The 20,095-nt window shown below is 42.3% G+C and carries 14 protein-coding genes; 11 read left to right on the top strand and 3 right to left on the bottom strand.

Translation table 11 applies throughout. The features are described from left to right. Positions 1-73: 73 nt before the first annotated feature. The 11 genes from ABWO12_RS03925 to ABWO12_RS03875 all read left to right on the top strand — a co-directional run bounded on the left by ABWO12_RS03925 (position 74) and on the right by ABWO12_RS03875 (position 11,117). A complete protein-coding gene (locus tag ABWO12_RS03925; RefSeq protein WP_353087409.1) occupies positions 74-1,078 on the top strand; it encodes an AAA family ATPase in 1,005 nt (334 codons plus the stop codon). Positions 1,079-1,165: 87 nt separating this feature from the next. Then, positions 1,166-2,035, top strand: coding sequence for a DUF58 domain-containing protein (locus ABWO12_RS03920; RefSeq protein ID WP_353087408.1), 870 nt, complete (start codon positions 1,166-1,168; stop codon positions 2,033-2,035). Then, positions 2,035-3,708, top strand: coding sequence for a hypothetical protein (locus ABWO12_RS03915; protein WP_353087406.1), 1,674 nt, complete (start codon positions 2,035-2,037; stop codon positions 3,706-3,708). The genes ABWO12_RS03920 and ABWO12_RS03915 overlap by 1 nt, the downstream gene beginning before the upstream one ends. Then, entirely contained in the window at positions 3,701-4,702 is a 1,002-nt protein-coding gene (locus tag ABWO12_RS03910) for a vWA domain-containing protein (protein ID WP_353087404.1), read from the top strand. The genes ABWO12_RS03915 and ABWO12_RS03910 overlap by 8 nt, the downstream gene beginning before the upstream one ends. Before the next feature lie 3 nt (positions 4,703-4,705). Next, complete coding sequence (locus ABWO12_RS03905) at positions 4,706-5,752, top strand: VWA domain-containing protein (RefSeq protein WP_353087402.1); 1,047 nt, start codon at positions 4,706-4,708, stop codon at positions 5,750-5,752. Continuing rightward, positions 5,739-6,467, top strand: a complete 729-nt coding sequence (locus tag ABWO12_RS03900) for a tetratricopeptide repeat protein (RefSeq protein WP_353087401.1) — start codon at positions 5,739-5,741, stop codon at positions 6,465-6,467. The genes ABWO12_RS03905 and ABWO12_RS03900 overlap by 14 nt, the downstream gene beginning before the upstream one ends. Before the next feature lie 17 nt (positions 6,468-6,484). After that, on the top strand, positions 6,485-8,236 hold the full coding sequence (locus ABWO12_RS03895; protein WP_353087399.1) for a BatD family protein: 1,752 nt from the start codon (positions 6,485-6,487) through the stop codon (positions 8,234-8,236). Next, complete coding sequence (locus ABWO12_RS03890) at positions 8,233-8,985, top strand: tetratricopeptide repeat protein (RefSeq protein WP_353087398.1); 753 nt, start codon at positions 8,233-8,235, stop codon at positions 8,983-8,985. The genes ABWO12_RS03895 and ABWO12_RS03890 overlap by 4 nt, the downstream gene beginning before the upstream one ends. 62 nt (positions 8,986-9,047) lie before the next feature. Next, a complete protein-coding gene (locus tag ABWO12_RS03885; protein ID WP_353087397.1) occupies positions 9,048-9,404 on the top strand; it encodes a hypothetical protein in 357 nt (118 codons plus the stop codon). Between the two features lie 213 nt (positions 9,405-9,617). Beyond that, positions 9,618-10,637 (top strand): phenylalanine--tRNA ligase subunit alpha, encoded by a 1,020-nt coding sequence (gene pheS, locus ABWO12_RS03880; RefSeq protein WP_353087395.1) that lies wholly within the window; start codon positions 9,618-9,620, stop codon positions 10,635-10,637. Positions 10,638-10,709: 72 nt separating this feature from the next. Then, positions 10,710-11,117 carry a hypothetical protein gene (locus ABWO12_RS03875; protein WP_353087393.1) on the top strand — a complete coding sequence of 136 codons (408 nt, stop codon included), beginning with the start codon at positions 10,710-10,712 and terminating at the stop codon, positions 11,115-11,117. A gap of 234 nt (positions 11,118-11,351) precedes the next feature. On the opposite strand, the gene ABWO12_RS03870 is transcribed toward ABWO12_RS03875, so the two are convergent. The 3 genes from ABWO12_RS03870 to ABWO12_RS03860 all read right to left on the bottom strand — a co-directional run. Next, complete coding sequence (locus ABWO12_RS03870; protein WP_353087391.1) at positions 11,352-13,220, bottom strand: OmpA family protein; 1,869 nt, start codon at positions 13,218-13,220, stop codon at positions 11,352-11,354. Positions 13,221-13,240: 20 nt separating this feature from the next. Further along, the gene (locus ABWO12_RS03865) at positions 13,241-14,161 is read right to left on the bottom strand and encodes a PorP/SprF family type IX secretion system membrane protein (RefSeq protein ID WP_073362047.1); all 921 of its coding nucleotides are present in this window, start codon (positions 14,159-14,161) and stop codon (positions 13,241-13,243) included. Between the two features lie 32 nt (positions 14,162-14,193). Further along, the coding region (locus ABWO12_RS03860) for a T9SS type B sorting domain-containing protein (RefSeq protein WP_353087389.1) at positions 14,194-20,095 on the bottom strand (5,902 nt) is incomplete at its 5' end.

The raw sequence follows: 20,095 nt of genomic DNA, 5'->3' as shown, positions 1-20,095 counted from the left end.
TCGGTTTGGGGATTAAATCTCCAATTTTGAATTGTTAAAATTTAAAGGTTATATTCGCAAAAAAATAGCATTTATGGAAGAAAATTCAACGGCTTTGGATATCCGGGCAATTAATGAAAAAATTGAGCGGGAAAGTGCCTTCATCGACTTGCTGACCATGGAAATGAACAAAGTAATTGTAGGTCAAAAGACGATGGTCGAGCGCTTATTGATTGGTCTGTTGGGACAAGGGCATATCTTATTAGAAGGGGTGCCTGGTTTGGCTAAAACCCTCGCCATCAACACCTTATCAAAAGCTGTTCAAGGATCGTTTAGCCGAATTCAATTCACCCCCGATTTGCTCCCAGCAGATGTGGTAGGCACCATGATTTACAACATCAAGCAGAACGAATTTTCGATCAAAAAAGGACCCATATTTGCCAATTTCGTCCTCGCCGACGAGATTAACCGTGCGCCAGCCAAAGTCCAATCGGCCTTGCTTGAAGCCATGCAGGAAAAACAAGTGACTATTGGCGAAACCACGTTCCCACTAGACAAACCTTTCTTGGTCTTGGCCACGCAAAACCCTATTGAACAAGAAGGTACGTACCCACTCCCCGAAGCGCAAGTGGACCGTTTTATGTTAAAAACGGTTATTGACTACCCCAAAATCGATGAAGAACGATTGGTTATCCGTCAAAATTTAAAAGGATCGTATGAAACCGTTCGTCCCGTAGTTTCGGTGGAACAAATTCTGCGCGCTCAAGAAGCCGTTCGGGAAGTGTATATGGATGAAAAAATTGAAAAATATATCTTAGACCTCATCTTTGCCACCCGATATCCTGAAAAATACGGCTTAGAAAGTCTTAAACCTCTCATTAGCTTTGGAGCCTCCCCTCGGGGAAGTATTAATTTGGCTACAGCAGCCAAATGTTATGCGTTTATCAAACGTCGGGGGTATGTCATCCCTGAAGATGTGCGCTCGGTTGTGCATGATGTCCTTCGTCACCGCGTGGGCGTAACCTATGAAGCCGAAGCCGAAAACATCACTTCGGTCGACATCATCAACAAAATTGTCAATCAAATCGAAGTGCCCTAAATCAGTTGACAGTTTGCAGTGACAGTTTGCAGTTTAATAATTATTAACGATTGACTTACGACTTCATTGACTTACGACTCCAAATCCATGGATACCAAAGAAATTTTAAAAAAGGTTAGAAAAATCGAAATCAAAACCCGTCGTCTGAGCGACCATGTGTTCTCGGGAGAATACCACACGTCGTTTAAAGGGCGCGGTATGACCTTTTCAGAAGTGCGTCAATATCAATTTGGCGATGATGTTCGGGCTATTGATTGGAATGTAACCGCACGATACAACGAACCCTATGTCAAAGTTTTTGAAGAGGAACGGGAATTGACGATGATGCTTATGGTGGATGTTTCGGGTTCGGAAAACTTTGGAAGTCAACAGTATTTAAAACGTGAAATCATCACTGAAATTGCCGCAACGTTGGCCTTTTCTGCTACACAAAACAACGATAAAATTGGGTTGATTTTGTTTACCGATCAAATCGAATTGTATATCCCACCCAAAAAAGGTAAATCACACGTTTTACGGATTATACGCGAACTTATCGAATTTAAACCGCAAAGCAAACGCACACATTTGGGACAAGCCTTGCAATTTTTGTCGGCTACCCAAAAGAAAAAAGCGATTGTCTTTGTGATTTCTGACTTCTTGTGCCCCGATGATTATGAAAAACCGTTGAAAATTGCCAGTAAAAAGCACGATGTAACGGGTTTTCGAATTTATGATCCGCGGGAGGCCGAACTTCCCAATCTAGGTATTGTAGAAACCCTCGATGCCGAAACAGGGCAAATCGCAATCATCGATACCGGAACAGCGATTGTTCGGCAACGTTATGCCGCTTTGTATCGCGAAAAAGTGGCGCGCTTTAAAGAGTTGTTTTCCCGTTGTGGCGCGGGTACCGTTCAATCCCGTGTGGATGAAAGCTATGTAACCCGATTATTAAGTTATTTTAAAGCCCGAGCGTAATGAAAAAGTGGATTGTTGGATGCCTTTTGACCCTAGGGTTGTTGGAACCGGTTTGTGCGCAACGCGTGGAAGCTTCCATGGACTCGGTGCGCAAAAAAATTGGATCGGAATTTCTGCTTACGCTACGAACGCAAGTAGCTCCCAATACACGGGTACAATTTCCGAAAGGACAACAATTTGGCCCCTTGGAAGTTTTGGAATCCTACCCTATTGATACCGTTAAAAAATCCGACCGCTGGGAATTTGTCAAAAAATATGGGCTAACCCAATTTGACTCTGGGCAATATATCCTTCCCAAACTAGCGGTGAAAATTGCAAAAAAAGACGTTTACACCCAACCGATTACCATCGAGGTAGTGCCTGTTCTGGTGGACACGTTGAAACAAAAAATGTACGACATCAAAACCATAGAGGCAGCACCTTCGCCCAACAATGGGCTAGGGTGGTGGATTGTTTTGGGAATAGTAGGCGTGCTTGTGGTCGTTTTTATCCTGTATCGAATTCTAAAAAATCGAAAAATAACAACGCCAACAGCTACCCCCGAACCTCTTGTAAAACCCATCGAAAAAGCTACTCAGAAACTCATGGCCTTGGATGCTGCGCAATGGGTTTCAAAAGGGGAAGTGAAGCATTTTTACTCAGAACTTACCGAAATCGTTCGAACCTATCTCGAGGAAGAAATCGAAATTCCTGCTATGGAACGCACAACTTCTGAGCTTATTACCATCTTGGAACACGTGAGTCAAAATAAGAATTTGCGTCTTTCGACCGAGACTATTGCTACGCTTGAACAGGTGTTGCGCCAAGCAGATTTGGTGAAATTTGCCAAAGTTCGTCCCGACATTCAAGCGATTGAATCGGATAAAAATCGCATTGCAACTACGATAATTACCATCAATAAAGCAATTCCCGAAATTGAAGAAGTAACCGATGAACTAGAAGCTTGGAATGCCCAACAACGCGAATTGGCACGTCAAAAACAAGAAGCGAAAGCCCGTAAACAAAAACAACTTCGTATCGCTATTGCTAGTGTTGCAACCGTTGGGATTCTCATAGGTGGGTCGATCGCTTATTTTGGGATTGATATTATAAAAGATGCCATTTTGGGCAATCCCACGAAAGAAATGTATGAAGGCGAATGGATTACAAGTGCCTACGGTGACCCCAATGTGGAACTCGAAACCCCTAAAGTACTTACCCGCATAGACTCGGAAAAATGGGCGAAAAACACCTATGCCGTCGTCAAGGAAATGCGCACCTTCTCGCAAGGCTCGTTACAGGAACCCTTGTTTGTATTGGTTGGAACGAATTATTACAAACAAGAGAAAAATCCGTATTACGACAAAGAAACGACGCAAATTGACTACGACAAAGTGTTGGAAGGAATCACCAAAAGTTGGGAAAATCAAGGAGCGCGCAATATTTTGTATAAAAATGACGGAACGTTTGAAATTGCAGAAGGGGTCAAAGGCATTCGCGCCTATGGTACCATGACGGTGGAAGATCAAGATGGCGAACAACATCGACGGTATTATGAAATTTTGCTGTTTAACCAAAATGGTGGATTGCAACAAGTGGCCGTAAGTTACCGAGAAGACGATCCGTTTGGGAAGAAAATTTTAGAACGCATTCAAGGTTCCATAAAATTACAATTATTTAATTTCAATGGATAAAGTGAGCTTTTTACATCCTGAGTTTTTGTTGCTCTTGGCGTTATTGCCGATCGCAGGAGTATGGCTTTACCGTTTGCGAAAACAACAATCGGTAACGTTGACCTTACCCGCTGTTTCAGGTTTGGAAGGATTGGTCAATTGGAAAGTCTTACTCAAACCCTACCTGATAGTGTTTCGATTGGTCGCTTTAGCCTTGATTATTATTGGATTGGCACGTCCTAGAACCGTTGATGTGAGTAACCAAACCAAAACGACACGAGGTATTGACATCGTTATGGCGGTGGATTTATCGAGTAGTATGTTGGCCAAAGACTTGGAACCCAATCGTATGGAGGCCTTGAAAAAAGTAGCTGACCGTTTTGTCGATGATCGTCCCAACGATCGCATTGGCATTGTGGTCTATGCTGGGGAAGCCTATACAAAAGTGCCCGTAACCACCGACAAATCCATTGTAAAACAGATGTTGCAAGATCTGAATTACGACCCAACCGTTGATGATGGAACCGGAATTGGTATGGGACTCGCTACTGCGGTCAACCGATTGAAGGAAAGCAAAGCCAAGAGTCGGGTGATCATTCTCTTGACCGACGGTATCAATAATGCGGGGTTTATCGAACCCGAAACTGCGGCCGATTTGGCTAAAGAATACGGAATCAAAGTGTATACCATCGGATTGGGGTCCAACGGCATGGCGCCCTTCCCGGTGGGCTATACCCCTGATGGAACTTTGGTCTATCGAAATATGAAGGTGGAAATTGATGAAAAACTGATGAAGTCCATCGCCAAAAAAACAGGTGGAAAGTATTTCCGAGCCACCAGTAATAGCCGTTTGGAAGCCATTTATGATGAAATCAATCAGATGGAAACTAGCGAAATTGAAGAATTACGGTATTATGATTATGAGGAACAATTTCGCCCCTTCGCACTCCTTGCTTTAGTGCTCTTAGTGTTGGAAGTAGGTTTGCGTCAAACGCTTTATCGCTCGTTTATATAGCTTATGTACGAATTAGAAAAGAAACTATATTTCTATGCTTTGGTGCTCGTTCCAGCGTTTCTGGGACTTTGGGTATACAATCGGTATTGGAGACGGCGAAAACAACAAGAATTTGGCCTATCCGACAAAATCAGTTATTTGAGTCCTGACCGCTCCACTTTCAAGCCCGCTTTGAAGTTTGGATTGAGCTTGTTTGGCATCGTATTGGTCATCATTGCTTTGGTCAATCCGAAGATTGGAACGACGACCGAAAAAGTGAAAACGCGTGGTGTCGATTTGGTCTTTGCGATTGACGTTTCCAAAAGTATGCTCGCCAATGATGTCGCGCCCAACCGTTTGGAAAAAAGTAAACAAATTGTTTCTCAACTTATCAATCGCTTGTCGGGTGACCGTATTGGACTCATTGCCTACTCGGGAAGTGCGTTTCCTGTACTGCCAATGACTTCTGATTATGGGGTGGCCAAAATGTTTCTGCAAAGTATGAGTCCCGAGATGATTTCGGCACAGGGAACCTCTATAGACTTGGCCATTCAACTCGCAGCGACGCGGTATTTTAACGAAAAAGACAAAACCAGTAAAATTCTGGTTATCCTCTCTGATGGGGAAGACCACAGCAATAATGCAGTCGCAGCAGCCGAAATCGCCAAAGATGTAAAAATGCGCATCGTAACCGTAGGTATTGGCACCGAACAAGGGGGACCGATTAAATTAATGGAAAATGGAAGTGTGCAATACCTTCGCGATTCCAATAATGAAGTGGTACGTACCCAACGAAATTCAAAAATATTGGAAGAGGTCGCCCAAATAGGAAACGGAGGCTACGTTGATGGGAATACCACCAAAACAGCGGTTGATTTTGTGAAAAAACAACTCGACAATTCAGAGAAAACCGAATTTGGAGAATCATTACTTGCCGATTATCAATCGCAATTTCAATGGTTTTTGGGATTTGCGTTTGTTGCCTTATTTTTGGATCTTTTGATTCGGGAGCGTCGAACAGCCTGGTTGCGTAAATTAAATTTATTTAATGAAAAAAATGAAACGAAATAACGGCTTTTGGTGTGGGCTTTTGGTATGGGTGACCTTTGTCTCGTGGGGACAGGAGGCCGATACGCAATTGCCCAAAGGAAATGCTGCTTTTTCGGAAAAAAAGTACGCCGATGCAGAAGCAATTTACCGTGAATCGGTAGCGAAACAACCCAATAAAGCAGCAGCTTCGTATAATTTAGGCACTTCGATTTATAAACAAAACCAAGGCGGTGAAGCAAAATTCAAGTTTTTACAAGCCGCTGAGAAAGCTAAAACTAAAGCTGAAAAACACAAAGCATTCCATAATTTGGGCAATGCTTTGATGCTGGAGAAAAAATACGATTTGGCCGAACGCGCTTATAAAGACGCCTTACGCAACAATCCGCGGGATGAAGAAACGCGCTATAACTATGCGTTGGCAAAAAAAATGAACAAAGAGAATCCACCGCCGGAAGATGGTGGCAAAAAGAAGGACGACAAGAGCAAACAGAAAGAAAAAAACCAACGTCCCGACGATTCCCAAGGAAATCAAAAAAATAAAAGTCAAGAAGATAAACCCGAAAACAAAAGCGGGCAAAATCAAGAACCCGATCCGCAACCGCGTCCTTCGGGGAATAACAAACAACGTATTGACAACTTATTGGACGCAGTCAATAATGAAGAGAAAAAAGTCCAATTAAAGCGCAAAGAGAAAAGTGCCCAAACGGCTCCCGGAAAACCCGAGAAAGATTGGTAATCTTTTGTCATTGAACGATGAAACGAATTGTAACCTTAGTAGTATTATGGATTTCCCTCACGGTATCGGCCCAAGTTAAATTTGAAGCCGACGTGAGTAAGGCCACTGTGGCCGTTAACGAACGGTTTCGGGTGGAGTTTACGATGAATGTTGATGGCGATAACTTTGAAGCGCCCGACTTTGAAGAAAGTGGCTTTTCGGTTTTTTCTGGACCCTCACAAAACATTCGTGAAATATGGGTGAACGGAAAAGGCATGTTTCATAAAACCTACACCTATTTTTTAATTGCAGAAAAGAAAGGGACATTCACGATCAAGCCCGCGGCTATCGAGTTCAACAACCGCATTTACCGCAGTAATTCGGTCAAAGTTACGGTAACACCTGCCGTTGACCCTTCCAACGACCCCAATACGGCACCTGTGGCTCGAAGCTCTTCGATGTATTTGGTGACCGAAGTGTCGAATAGCAACCCTTATGTCAACGAACCCATCACGGTAGTACAAAAGTTGTACTTTAGCTATAACACCGATATTAATGATGCCCGAGATATCCAAAAACCGCGCTTTAATGATTTTTGGAGTCAAGAAATAGAGACAGATAATTTTGAACCTGAACAAACGGTTTACAAAGGGAAGCGCTGTCTTTCGGTGGTACTCAAAAAAGCCGTTTTGTATCCGCAGAAATCGGGGAGTCTCGAAATCGACCCGTACATTTTGGAGGTTGATTGCCGGGTTCCCACGGGACGTATAACGATTTTTGGTGAAATCATCACGATGGATGACAGCCGTCGATTGACCTCCTCGGGAAAGACGATTACCGTAAAAGCGTTGCCTGAAACCAACAAGCCTGAGAAGTTTAGCGGGGCCGTGGGTGACTTTAGCTTTACCGTTGTTCCCTCCAAAACGACTTTAAAATTTGGTGAATCACTCGATCTGACCTTGAAAGTTTCAGGTCAAGGAAACCTGAAGCTATTTCAAATTCCGCGTCTAGAATTATCCGAAAATTTGGAAGTTTACGACCCCGAGCATTTGGAGAACGTGACAACACCGCTTTCAGGAATGACGGGTTCGATTGCTGACCGCTACACAGTAGTGCCTCAAGCGAAAGGAACGTATGTGTTAAAAGACCTCCGATTTAGCTATTTCGATTTGCGCAGTAAACAATACCGCACGCTCACGAGTCCCCCACTGACTATAAAGGTAACCGACGGTCCTGGATTACCCGCAGGCGGCTATGCTAGTAACGCGCGCCAAAAAAGCGTTCGCGATGCCTTTGTGAATACGCCAAAAATGGGCCAACTCGTATCAGAAGTTCGTCCAGATTTCTTGGGTTCACCGCTGTTTTACTGTTTGTTACTCATGCCTTTTATGGCGATTCCTTTGTTGGTTTTGGTACGCCGACGAAAAGCCGCCGCAGAAGCGGATACCGTAGGTAAATTGATACGAATGAAAAAGGTGTTGGTAAAACGTTATCTTTCGGAGGCGGGGACCTACTTACAATCGAAAGGACCATTTTATGATGCGTTGGAACGGGCGTTGCACAACTTTTTAAAGGTCAAATTATTATTGGAAACCACTGAAATGCAAAAAGAAACCATACGGGAATTGTTGTTACAACGAAATGCTGCGTCTCCTACGGTAACTGAATTTATTCAACTCTTAGAAAGTTGTGAAATGGCGCGCTTTGCACCTTCATCGGCTACGGCAATACAAAACGATTACGACACCGCGATACGATTGATTACCGAACTTGAAAAACAATTGTCATGAAGTTAAACCTTGCTTTTTTGGGGCTGCTTTTGAGTTGCCTTGTGGGTCGAGCGCAAGCTGAATTTGACGCGGGCAATGCGGCTTACAGCAAAGGAAAGTATGCTGAGGCGATTTCGTATTATGAAAAAGAATTGGCGGCCGGAAAAACAGGTGCGGCCTTACATTTTAATTTAGGTAACAGTTATTACCAACGCAAGCAAATTGCTCCAGCGATCTATCATTTAGAAAAAGCGCGATTGTTGGATCCTACCGATAAAGCGATTGAAATCAATTTGGGCTATGCAGAAGAACGCTGTAAAGACACGCTGCCACAACTACCGCAAGTAGGTTTTGAAAAAATGCTACACCAAGCCACTACGGTACTGTCGTATGATCAATGGGGAATGGTAGCCATTGGATGGGCGTTGGTGGTTTTTGGTTGTTTTGCAGGCTATTATGTTTCACGTTCGCCTGTTCAAAAACGACGTTATTTTACGGGCATGTCGCTCTCGCTATTGTTGCTTTTGGGAAGTCTTTTTGCCGGTTTTTTTCAAAAAAATGAAGTGTATTCCGACCGCAGTGCTATTGTTTTTCAAGACCGTACAGCGGTTTGGAGCGAACCCCGGATGGGCAGTGAACAGAAAGTAAAATTACGCGAGGGAGCCAAGGTTTGGGTACTTTCCAAAACAGCGCAATGGGCGAATGTTCGGCTTTCGGATGCGAGCTCGGGATGGGTACAACGCACAATGATTCGCGAATTGAACCCCTAATCGCTGGTAATGTTGTATTTTTGCACGATTAAAAAATTACTATTCTTTATACCTATTCTACCTTGTCTAGAGACGAACCCTTAAAACGCCGTTGGGAGGCCGTCATTCAATTGTTATCTGATCGTTTTACCGATGGAGAGCCTTTGGATTTGGATGGCATCATTTACCTTATTGGAATTCAAGAATTGGGTAAAGTACACCAAAAATTTCAAAAAGACGACAAAGTCAATTTGATGCATATTGCCATTTGTCGCTTGTTGGTGCCTTATGGCTACTACGAATTTGATTACGTTGACCGTGACGGTTGGCCGCATTTCAAAGCCAAAGATGCCTTACCTGCGTTGAAAGCTGGGGAGCAAACGCTGTTAATGAAAGAAGCGATTGTGGGTTATTTTTTGGAAAACGGATTGATTACGTAGAGGCGACATTAAAAATCGCGTTTTGAAATGTGCTCCTTTATTGCTAGCCCGGGGTGAAGCGGCAGCGCCCGAGGAACGAGGGACTAAAGCGGAACACCGGAGGGAGGTTGTGAAAAAATAGGGGGTTGTTGCTCCAAAAAATTAAAAACGAAAAGCGGATTCGTGTCCCCAATTGGGCGGAAAATCCTATTTTTGCAGCAGAATTACAGGACCATGATTGATACAATTAAACAACATATTGAAGAAGCTAAAGCGTTCAACGACAAGAATAAAGAGGCGTTGGAAGCGTTCCGAATTAAGTATTTGGGGAGTAAAGGGTTGTTGAAAGCGCTTTTTAACGAGTTCAAAAACATTCCGAACGATCAGAAAAAAGAGTTTGGGCAGGTGATCAATACGTTGAAAGCGGTGGCCGAAGAAAAGGTACGTAGTTTGCAGGAATCGTTGGAAAGCGGTGCGGACAGTGAGGGGAAATATGGCGATTTAACACGTCCGGGAATGCCTTTTGCGGTGGGTGCGCGTCATCCGATTTCGTTGGTAAAAAATCAGATTATTGATATTTTTTCGACGATTGGATTTAATGTTTCGGAAGGTCCTGAAATCGAAGACGATTGGCATAATTTTACGGCGTTGAATTTGCCCGAATACCATCCGGCGCGGGACATGCAAGATACGTTTTTTATACAAACGAATCCCGATGTATTGTTGCGTACGCATACGTCGTCGGTGCAGGTGCGGTACATGGAAAGTCACAAGCCTCCTATTCGGACTATTTCACCGGGGCGTGTGTTTCGCAATGAAGCGGTATCGTCGCGTTCGCATTGTATTTTTCACCAGGTAGAGGGCTTGTATATTGATAAAGATGTATCGTTTGCCGATTTGAAGCAAACGCTTTTATACTTCACCAAAGAGATGTTTGGCAAGTCGAAAATACGTTTACGCCCATCGTACTTCCCCTTTACGGAGCCCAGTGCTGAAGTCGATATTTATTGGGGATTAAAAACAGAGACCGATTACCGTATTACGAAAGGAACCGGATGGTTGGAAATTATGGGTTGTGGGATGGTCGACCCGAATGTGTTGAAGAACTGCGGGATTAATTCGGAGGAATACAATGGATTTGCTTTTGGTATGGGGATAGAGCGCATTGCGATGTTGTTGTATCAGATTGGCGATATTCGGATGTTTTATGAAAACGATGTGCGCTTTTTGGAGCAATTCAAAACGAGTATTTAAAATAGTAAGCCGCAGCTCGAGAGAAATGCGGTTTTTTTGTGGGTAACACTTAGAGATAAACGCGAGATTGAAATGAAGGCAGATATTGTAATTCCGAAAGTTGAAAATGTATTTATGGCGGCCGTTCAGGAGTGGAATGACGACTTTATGGATAAGGTATGGTATGTTTTTTTGATCAACGATTCCGACCATGATTTGGAGAGTGTTATGGTAGTTTCGAAGGCTTTTGGCACCCTCGATGGGGAGATGAAAAAAACGTCGTTGTTGCGGCATGCGTATGTCAAAGTTCCTTCGGTTTCGGCGGTGAAGATCGAAATGATTGAACCGCGAGTGCTGGCTTTGAACAATGAGTTTATGGTGACGTATTTTATTGGGAATACGTTGTATGATAAAAAGTTTATTTTCCGCAAGAATACGATCAATGAACGGGCGACCGAAGAAGTGCCGATTTTGTGGCAGCGTGGTGTGGTAGTGAAGTAGGTTTATTTCGCTTCGCTACATCAGTCGGCTAAAGCCACGTGTTAGGTTTAAAGTTTCCAGTTGGCGCCTTAAAAGAAGGGAGGTGGGTTTAACTTTTCCCCTTGCGCGAAAATAAAGCGTTTTAAGCGCTATTTTTTACTAAAACGCAATCTTAATAGGAACGCCAATTAATTGTTGTTAAAATCAAAAAAGACAGCCTTTCGAGCTGTCTTTTTTGATATTTATCGTTGGGGATTATTTCTTAACGATTAAGAATTCAGAACGACGGTTTTGTGCGTGTTCCGCTTCAGTACATGAAGTACAAGCCACTTTGGGTTCGGTTTCACCCATACCTTTACCTGAAATACGAGCGGCGTCAATACCTTTAGAAATGATGTACTGTACGGTAGCCTGTGCACGACGTTCAGACAAGTTCATGTTGTATTTATCGCCTCCGCGACGGTCGGTATGTGATTTCGCGAAAATAACCATGTTGGGGTTGTTTTTCATGACTTGAACAAGTTTATCCAATTCGAATGCGCCTTGTTGCGTGATATTGCTCTTGTCAAACTCGAAGAAGATCGGATTCAAAACCACTTCGGTTTCGGTTACAATCACTTCGATTGGGTTCAACGGTGCTTTTACATCGACCTTGGGTCCTTTGCTTTTAGCAACTGGAAATGCATTGCCTTCAAATCCGTCTTTTGATGCTTGAATAGTATACGCTTTATTACATTCTACACGATAGGAAACTTCTCCTTTATCGTTAGAATTTTCAGTCGCAATGACATTGTTTTTATCGTCCAAGATTGAAACTTTGGCGTTGGAAAGAACTTCTCCAGTTTTAGCATTAGAAACCAATACTAGTACATCAACACCACAGATTGGGGTTGCACTGAAAATATCATCATTCCCATTACGGTTACTCGATAGGTATCCAATGTTTTTGTCTTTGTTAAAAGTAAAGGCAAAATCGTCTTTTTCTGTGTTGATTGGTTTACCCATGTTAACAGCCTCACCTCCTTTGGCAAGGTCAATCATATACACATCATAACCACCCAATCCTTGACGTCCGCTTGAAGCGAAATACAATGTAGAATTATCATCGGAAATGTAGGGGAAACTTTCGTTGCCCTCAGTGTTTACTTTTGATCCTAAATTCTCAGGGTTTCCATAGGTTCCATCAGCATTAACAGCAACTTTCCAGATATCTACACCACCAATACTTCCCGGCATATCAGAAGAAAAATACAATGTTTTACCATCTCGTGAAACACTTGGGTTGCTGGTTGAGAACTCACTAGTATTGAATGATAACGATTTAATATTACCCCATGTATCGCCTGATTTTGTGGTAACATATAAATTGTTTCTACCTAATTTCAGTTTATTGGTTTTGTCCTTTTGGAATGATTTTTCACGGAAACTATCGGAAGAAAAGTACATTGTATTTCCATCGGCTGTGATTGTTACAGGACCATCATGGAATTTTGAATTAACTTCTGTAACTAATGTTGGCTCGGCTAAAGTTCCGTTATCATTTCGTACGGATTTATAAACATCAAGATACGGTTCATCGTTCCAACCGTAATTTTTACGGGCACCGTTTCGGGCGCTGGTAAAATAAACTTCATTGTTAAATAAAACAGCTCCGAACTCCGATTTATCTGAACTCAATGTAGTATTATCAACAGTATATTCTACACGTTTGCTTAAAATACGAGGAACATAGTTTGGATTTTCTTTAAAAGCTTTAGCACGTTGATCATTGGGTGCTTTGGCTGCAAAATTGCTCATCTGCTTGTTGGATTCTTCATATTTGCCATTGGCTTTCAACATTTGTGCGTAGCGGAAATAGGTTTCTGCATCCTGATCTGTTTCAACGGCTTTAGCATACCACTTAGTGGCTTCAGCTGAATTAAACATGTTGAAATAGGTATCGGCCAATTGCTTGTAAACATACCCATCTGCTTTCCCATTATCTACCAATTTTTGATATTCTTCAGCAGCTTTTACATATTCATAACGATTGAAAAGTTTATCTGCAGTCTTAGTGTCTTTATTTTGAGCACAAATAGAACTGCTGATGGCCGCAAAACTTAAAGCTATATATAGTTTTTTCATTTTGAAAGTTAGGTTTAAGATTAGAAATAACGAGGAGACTGAGAAACTTTTTTCGGGAAGTTCAAGTCAAACAACAAGATGACCTCGTGCGAAGCAGGTGTCGTCACTTTTAGATCCGAAACGATGTGATCGTAAGCGTACCCGATGCGTAAGTTGGGTGTAATAGCATAGTTTACCATTGCGCCAAATGAATCTTCTCTTCGGTAAGTTGCTCCGATTTCGAATTTATCATTAAACAAGAAGTTTGTAGAAACATCAAACGATACGGGAGCTTGGAAAGCCGTTTTCACCAAGGCAAAAGGTTTGAATTTAACAGATGGAGATAAATCAAATACATACCCCCCCGTTAAGAAGTAGTGTTGTGTTTCGGTACCAAACTGTCGCCCATTAAAGTCAAGGTGTTTTGATTTTAGCATGTTTGGTACTGATAAAGCGACATAAAACTTGTTGGTATAATAGAAAAGACCCGTCCCTAAATTCAAATAAGTACTGTTGGTATTTTCTCTAAACGCTGGGTCATTTGGGTCTGGTACGTTATTATACACCTCGCTAAATAAACCGACTTTGTGAAAAGTGGCTCCTGCTTTAAGTCCAAATGCCAAGCGGCTTTCACCTCCTAAGTTTAAGGTATAAGAGAAATCGGTGTAGATATTATTTTCTTCTACTGGACCAATTTTATCGGTAATTGCAGAAATACCTAACCCCACATTTTTTCCAACAGGACTGTGTAAAAAGAAGGTTCCCGTGGTAGGTGCATCTTCAATTTCAACCCACTGCTTGCGGTACAATAAACCTCCAGACATGTTCTCTTTGGATCCAGCGTAAGCAGGGTTGATTACACTCATATTGTACATATATTGAGTGTAATGTGGGTCTTGCTGCGCACTAGCATCGAGAACGGCAAGCAGTGCAAAAGCGGTTAGGAAATATAGTTTTTTCATCGTTTTGAAATTTTTCATTTATTATTTGTTTGTTATTTCACTTCTCTGTTGATGTAAATCCATCCTGTTTTGGTTGACTGACCGTTATTGAACTCAATCACATAATAGTAGGTTCCGTCAGGTAATTCGTTATTATTATCTGATTGACCATACCATTGATTTGTGTAGTTAGCACGAGTATATACTTGGGTTCCATAACGATTATAGATGCTCAACTGCTTCACATTCTTTTGTTCCAAGTCAAAGAAATCATTTAAACCGTCACCATTGGGTGAAATACCTTTTTGAATGTCACAATAAATTGAGGTTAACACAACGGTATTGAATTGTGTACAGCCTTCGGCATTGGTTACAGTGACTCCAAATGTTAGCGGTAATTCCTCTACTTGAGTTGTTGAATTCAAATAATCGGTTACGTTAAAGGTAAGTTGATTGGCTCCTACAGGAGTTGAAGTGCTGCCATTAATCCATACCCAGTCGAAACTAGCTCCACCGATGTCAAATGTATTATTTATCGCTTGAACTTCCAAGACATATTCATTTCCATTACATCCTGCATCAATAGTAAAGTTAAATGAAGGAACAAATACAACCGTTCCACTCGCAGAAGTACTGGCACAACCTGTAGTAGTATCGGTAATAATTACACTATATGTTCCAGCCACAGCGGTTGAGAAATTTGCTACATTACCAGGGTTGGTAGCACCTGTTGGAACCGTCCATACATAAGTGTAAGAACCTGCAGCACCTGGTGTGGCTGTAACATCCGCTGTTGCGCCTGAACAGATAGTTTCACCTGTTACAGTTACAGTTGGTAACGCATTAACCGTGAACGTTCCCGTTGCAGATGAACTAGAACAACCTGTCGCAGTGTTGGTAATCACAACGGAGTAAGTTCCTGCCACTATTGCCGTAAAGCTACTTGCGTTTCCGGGGTTGGTTACTCCCGACGGCACAGTCCAAGCGTAGCTGTAGGTATTTCCATCGCCAGGTGTTGCAGTAATGGTCGCCGATTGACCTTGACAAACGGTAGCTGAATTTACTGTAACTGTAGGTAGCGGATTAACCGTTACTGTTCCACTTGCGCTATTGCTTGTACAAGTTGTACTTGTATTCGTAATTATCACACTGTATGTTCCAGCAACTGTTGTAGTAAAGGAAGCCACATTTCCAGGATCGGTTACCCCTGCAGGTACAGTCCATGCATATGAGTATGTTGAAGAATCACCTGGAGTTGCCGTAACTGTAGCGGTTTGACCTTCACAGATTGTAGCACTTGAAACGGTTACTGTAGGCTGAGCATTGATGATGATTTGTACCGAAGTACTTCCTGCCTCTTGACAGTTAGTAGTATTTTGAGTAATTGTATACGTTACATTATACGTTCCCGGTTGAGAAGCTGCAACGTTGATTATACCTGTTGTAGCGTCAATACTCAAATTCGGTGAATCAGCAGTATACTGCCCTCCTGCTGTAAATCCAGCAATTGAGGTGTTGGGTGTTAATGTAGACACTGCATTGGCACAAACCGGACTTGTATAGCTAATTCCCGTAACTGCTGGTAACAACTCTGGAGTATTGATAGTGATTGTCACGACTTGTGAAACACATCCCGTAACCACATCGCGAACAATTACCGTATGCTGTCCTGGAGTTAGGCCCGTAAAGACTGGGTTGGTTTGGTAAGTGCCATTATCCACAGCATATTCGTATTGAATAGGAGTAGCTGGGGCAAAGTTGCCGATACCACTGTAATCGTTGTTATCACAATTAGCTAGACCGCTCCCTTCAAAATTAACAACAGTCCAATCGGCGTTATTGTATGTTGTACTTGGTAATGTAACATTATTAAGTCGTCGGAAAGAGGCTCCTTGAGGTCCCGTAATTGAGGTTGGTGCCCAATTATCTGAACCTAAAACACCCCAGCTATCCACTAAAACTAAAACAGGTTCAGGGTCATCCGAAAATTTGAAAAGTCCGATATGATCGTGTTCATTATTACTAAAGTTAATCGAACCTGAACCGAATGTTTGAGCTGCTAAAGAACCGTCAGCGCCTGGTGTAGAGGGACAGAAGTTATCGTTTCCTAAAGCAATAACATAGGTTGCGCCTGGTGCTAAATTCACATCATTCAAAAGTTCTCCAAATCCATAAAAGAGAATTCCATTATTGGCAACACCTATAGCATAAGTACCTAGATTAATAGTATTCGCTGTCGCATTATACAACTCAACATACGATAATGAACCCGCATTGGAATCGGTTACTTCTGAAATAAACAAATCGTTGGCAACGGTTCCTGTACTAGAAACTGGGGAAGTTACCGTAATGGTTCCCGTAGGGGTTGCACACGTTGCTTGTTGTGTAATCGAAACTACTGGAGTTGGCGTACTATTTACAACAACAGTAATTGAAACAGTCGCTAAACATAGACCTGCATCGGGTGTAAATTCATAAACCACCTGACCTGCAACACTGGTATCAATCGTTGCTGGATTCCATGTGCCGGTTATTCCATTTGTGGATGACGTTGGTAATACTGGAGCGGTTGCATTCAAACACAAAGGTGCAATAGGATCAAACAAAGGTGTCTGAACGGGATTGATAGTTACTTGTGCTGTCGCCGTATTGCCCACACAATTGGTTACCGTATCTGTAATTGTAACGGTATATGTGCCCGAGATTGTCGCATTAAATGTACTCACATTACCTGGGTCAGTAGCTCCTGTGGGAACAGTCCAAATATACGAATATGTGCTGTTTCCTGAAGGAATAGCGGTAACTGTTGCTGGGCTTGAAGCACAAACCGTTACGTTGCTCAAACTTACAGTAGGTGGAGTAGGATTAACCAATACAATTGGAGTAGCATTTGGTAAAATACATCCATTCACACTTACCACGAAACTAGAATAAGTACCTGCTGTTAAACCTGTAATTACAATTACCCCTGAATTATTAGAAGTGTAGGATGTTGGTGGATTAGGTAACGTAAAGGTATAGCCAACATTGTACGATGTATTGGGCGCCAAACCTGAAATAGTAATGGTTCCATCACTTCCCCCACAAGTAGTTGGATTGGTACTCGTATATACGGGTTGTGATTGAATGGTATAGTTAGCAATGAAGTTTGCTCCTCCATTATTAATCAATTGTATATCATCACATTGTGATGGTGAGTTAACATCTCCTGTTAATTCATAATACACTTCAACTTTGTAATCCCCTGGAGGGAGGGTTGTAAGGTCTATTGGTGATTGGGCATCACTCAATACGCGTTGCCATTTTTGGTCGCGAATGTTACAAGGACCTCCTGTTGGGAAAGTATCCACCGAACCATTGGAGTCACTGTCAATAGTACAATCATCTAAGAATGGTAAATCGATTGAAGTAAAGGTTCCCGGAATACCTGTTACAGGATAAATTCGATAGAATAAACGTGCACTACAAACATTGGCTGTAGCTGACTTGAAGGTTTTTACTTCAGCCCCACGTAATTTTAATGATCCTGAGTTTTGAACATACGTTCCTAAATCGCTATTTGGGAAAACGTTTTGTGTTGGACCAATAATATTGGTTCCTGTTCCCTGCGTATTAAAGAAATTAGATGTTTCGCAATTGGTCAACCAAACCGCGTTGGCATAACTACCAAAATCACAACTTGGTAAAACCGTAACAGTCAATGTCACATTAGAGGCACACTGCCCAGGATCAGGTGTAAATACGTAGGTCCCTGTGGCTGTGTTACTAACTGTAGCTGGATTCCAAGTTCCAGTGATTCCATTTCCTGACGAAGTTGGTAATACGGGAGCTGGTGAACCAAGACACAATGGCGCTGGAGTCACAAACGTTGGTGTGATTAAAGGATCTACCGTGATAGACAGTGTTGTTGGATTGGCACAAAACGTTACATCGGGTGTAAAGGTATAGGTTGTTGTTCCCTCTAGGTTACTAACTGTAGCGGGTGACCAAGTTCCCGTAACACTATTAGTAGATGTCGTCGGCAATGTTGGAGCCGTTGTTCCAGCGCAGAAATTGGCAATTGGGTTGAAATTAGGCACAAAGTAATCAATAACGGTAATGGTTTGCGTACTCGATGCCGATTGAGGACAGTTAACGTTTCCTGCTGTTGAGGTCGCTGTAATATTAAATGTTCCAATTCCAGGAGGTGTAAATACGACTGAAGAACCCGTAGTTGAACTTAAACTTCCTGAAGGCGTTGACCATGTAAACACGCCATTTCCACCTGATGCATTCAAGGTTGCGGTTTGACCCAAACAGATGGTTGGTGTTGTGGTATTGGTTGAGGTTGTAATTTGAACTGGAGCTTGAATCCCCGAATTTGAAGCGATGACATAATCACAAACGTCACCAGCAAATCCATCAATCATAATATAGTAGGTTTGCCCAACTGTTAATCCTGTTGCGGAAATATTTGTTGATCCAGCAGGAACCTCCCCAGGGCTCCAACAAGTATATTCGGTAACAGGTCCGAAACCACAGTTTGCGGCGCCGAATACCATAATCTGAATACCACTGTTGTCTTCGCTACTGGTTACCCAAACATCAAATGAAATCGTAGTTTCTGAAGCTACAAACGATAAGAAAGAGTTATTCTCTAAAGAACCACAGAATTCTGCAGTTAATTCTGGCCATGAATCTGATGTATACGTAGCAGAGGTGTTACCACAATAGCCATTTAAATTACAAATTGGGGTTGCCACAGCACAAGTATTCCCTGCCGGTGTATTGGTAATACAGCTTGGCGGCGGGGTTGGAGTTCCTATACATACTTGGAAACTAGAGGTTTGATTAGGTGTCGCTGTCCATGAGTAAATACGCACATAATAGGTTTGCCCTGGAGTCAAGTTATTAGCAGTACTGTTATTAGGATCGCTACAATAAATTTGAGTCAAAGCTCCACAAGTACCTGAATACAATACATGGTACAAATCATTAGTTCCACCAGTAATGTTATTTAAGTTAATGGTGTGGGTTGTACTAGTCGCTGTAAAGCTGAACCAAACATCATCGTCATCAGTACCACCACAGGTGTTGGGCTGTGCAGATGCAGTAGCTCCAATCAAACTTCCACTTGAAAATACAGTACATGTATTGGTAGTATTTACAGGTGTAACGGTTGCATTAATACATTCATCATTAGCGATAACCGTATTGAAAGCTCTTACATTAGACCACAAACTTATATCTGTAGGCGAACATAACGATCGAACATAAACTACATATTGGGTAGCAGGATTTAATCCTGTAGCATTGTAAGGGTTGGAACTTGTAACAATTCCTGTAGATGCAGCGGTAGGAACCGGTGAACCCGCGGGTAAAATCAATACTTCCCATTGCGTCGCTGTTCCAATCTCAGTCCAAGAAATTTGCGCTGTTGTAGTGGTAGCGTTGCTTACAATTACATTAGAAGGTTTTGGACATGTTGGTGGAGGAGCACAGGTTACATTCGCAATCCATCCTGGCGCATTTACAGAACCATCACTTCGGAAACGGAACGTTAAACATCCATTGGCGCTTGAAGCGGTAAACGGACCTGGTAAATTAGCCCCTGTTAAGTTACCCCAGTAAGAGCCGGGTAATCCTCCAGGCACATTACCTCCTCCATTGGTGCTTGCTAATTGCTGAGCTGTAATTGAGTTCCCATCAAAAACATACAATCCATCCCAGTTAGCTTCAGTATTAAATTGAGTAAAAGTTACCGTTACTTGTTCCCCAGTAATAGTGGGGCAAATGGTAATCGTATAATCCGTTCCATTGGCATAGTTTGCTGTAGCTCCACCTGGGTCAGTAAAAATTCCACCACATTGCGGAGGTGCAATTTGTGTTGTTATTGTTCTTGGACCAACCCAGTTACTTAAGTCGCCTGGCCCACAAACGGCCTGAACGTATAAGTCATAACAAGTATCGGGTGTT

The organism is Flavobacterium sp., assembly GCF_040379285.1.
GTDB lineage: Bacteria > Bacteroidota > Bacteroidia > Flavobacteriales > Flavobacteriaceae > Flavobacterium.
Note: the sequence above shows the minus strand (reverse complement) of the source record. Positions and strands in the feature narration are given on the sequence as shown.

Bases quoted from the DNA above. Each gene is read 5' to 3' on its own strand.
- ABWO12_RS03925 (WP_353087409.1), top strand. From the start codon at position 74: ATGGAAGAAAATTCAACGGCTTTGGATATCCGGGCAATTAATGAAAAA.
- ABWO12_RS03920 (WP_353087408.1), top strand. From the start codon at position 1,166: ATGGATACCAAAGAAATTTTAAAAAAGGTTAGAAAAATCGAAATCAAA.
- ABWO12_RS03915 (WP_353087406.1), top strand. From the start codon at position 2,035: ATGAAAAAGTGGATTGTTGGATGCCTTTTGACCCTAGGGTTGTTGGAA.
- ABWO12_RS03910 (WP_353087404.1), top strand. From the start codon at position 3,701: ATGGATAAAGTGAGCTTTTTACATCCTGAGTTTTTGTTGCTCTTGGCG.
- ABWO12_RS03905 (WP_353087402.1), top strand. From the start codon at position 4,706: ATGTACGAATTAGAAAAGAAACTATATTTCTATGCTTTGGTGCTCGTT.
- ABWO12_RS03900 (WP_353087401.1), top strand. From the start codon at position 5,739: ATGAAACGAAATAACGGCTTTTGGTGTGGGCTTTTGGTATGGGTGACC.
- ABWO12_RS03895 (WP_353087399.1), top strand. From the start codon at position 6,485: ATGAAACGAATTGTAACCTTAGTAGTATTATGGATTTCCCTCACGGTA.
- ABWO12_RS03890 (WP_353087398.1), top strand. From the start codon at position 8,233: ATGAAGTTAAACCTTGCTTTTTTGGGGCTGCTTTTGAGTTGCCTTGTG.
- pheS (WP_353087395.1), top strand. From the start codon at position 9,618: ATGATTGATACAATTAAACAACATATTGAAGAAGCTAAAGCGTTCAAC.
- ABWO12_RS03875 (WP_353087393.1), top strand. From the start codon at position 10,710: ATGAAGGCAGATATTGTAATTCCGAAAGTTGAAAATGTATTTATGGCG.
- ABWO12_RS03870 (WP_353087391.1), bottom strand. From the start codon at position 13,220: ATGAAAAAACTATATATAGCTTTAAGTTTTGCGGCCATCAGCAGTTCT.
- ABWO12_RS03865 (WP_073362047.1), bottom strand. From the start codon at position 14,161: ATGAAAAAACTATATTTCCTAACCGCTTTTGCACTGCTTGCCGTTCTC.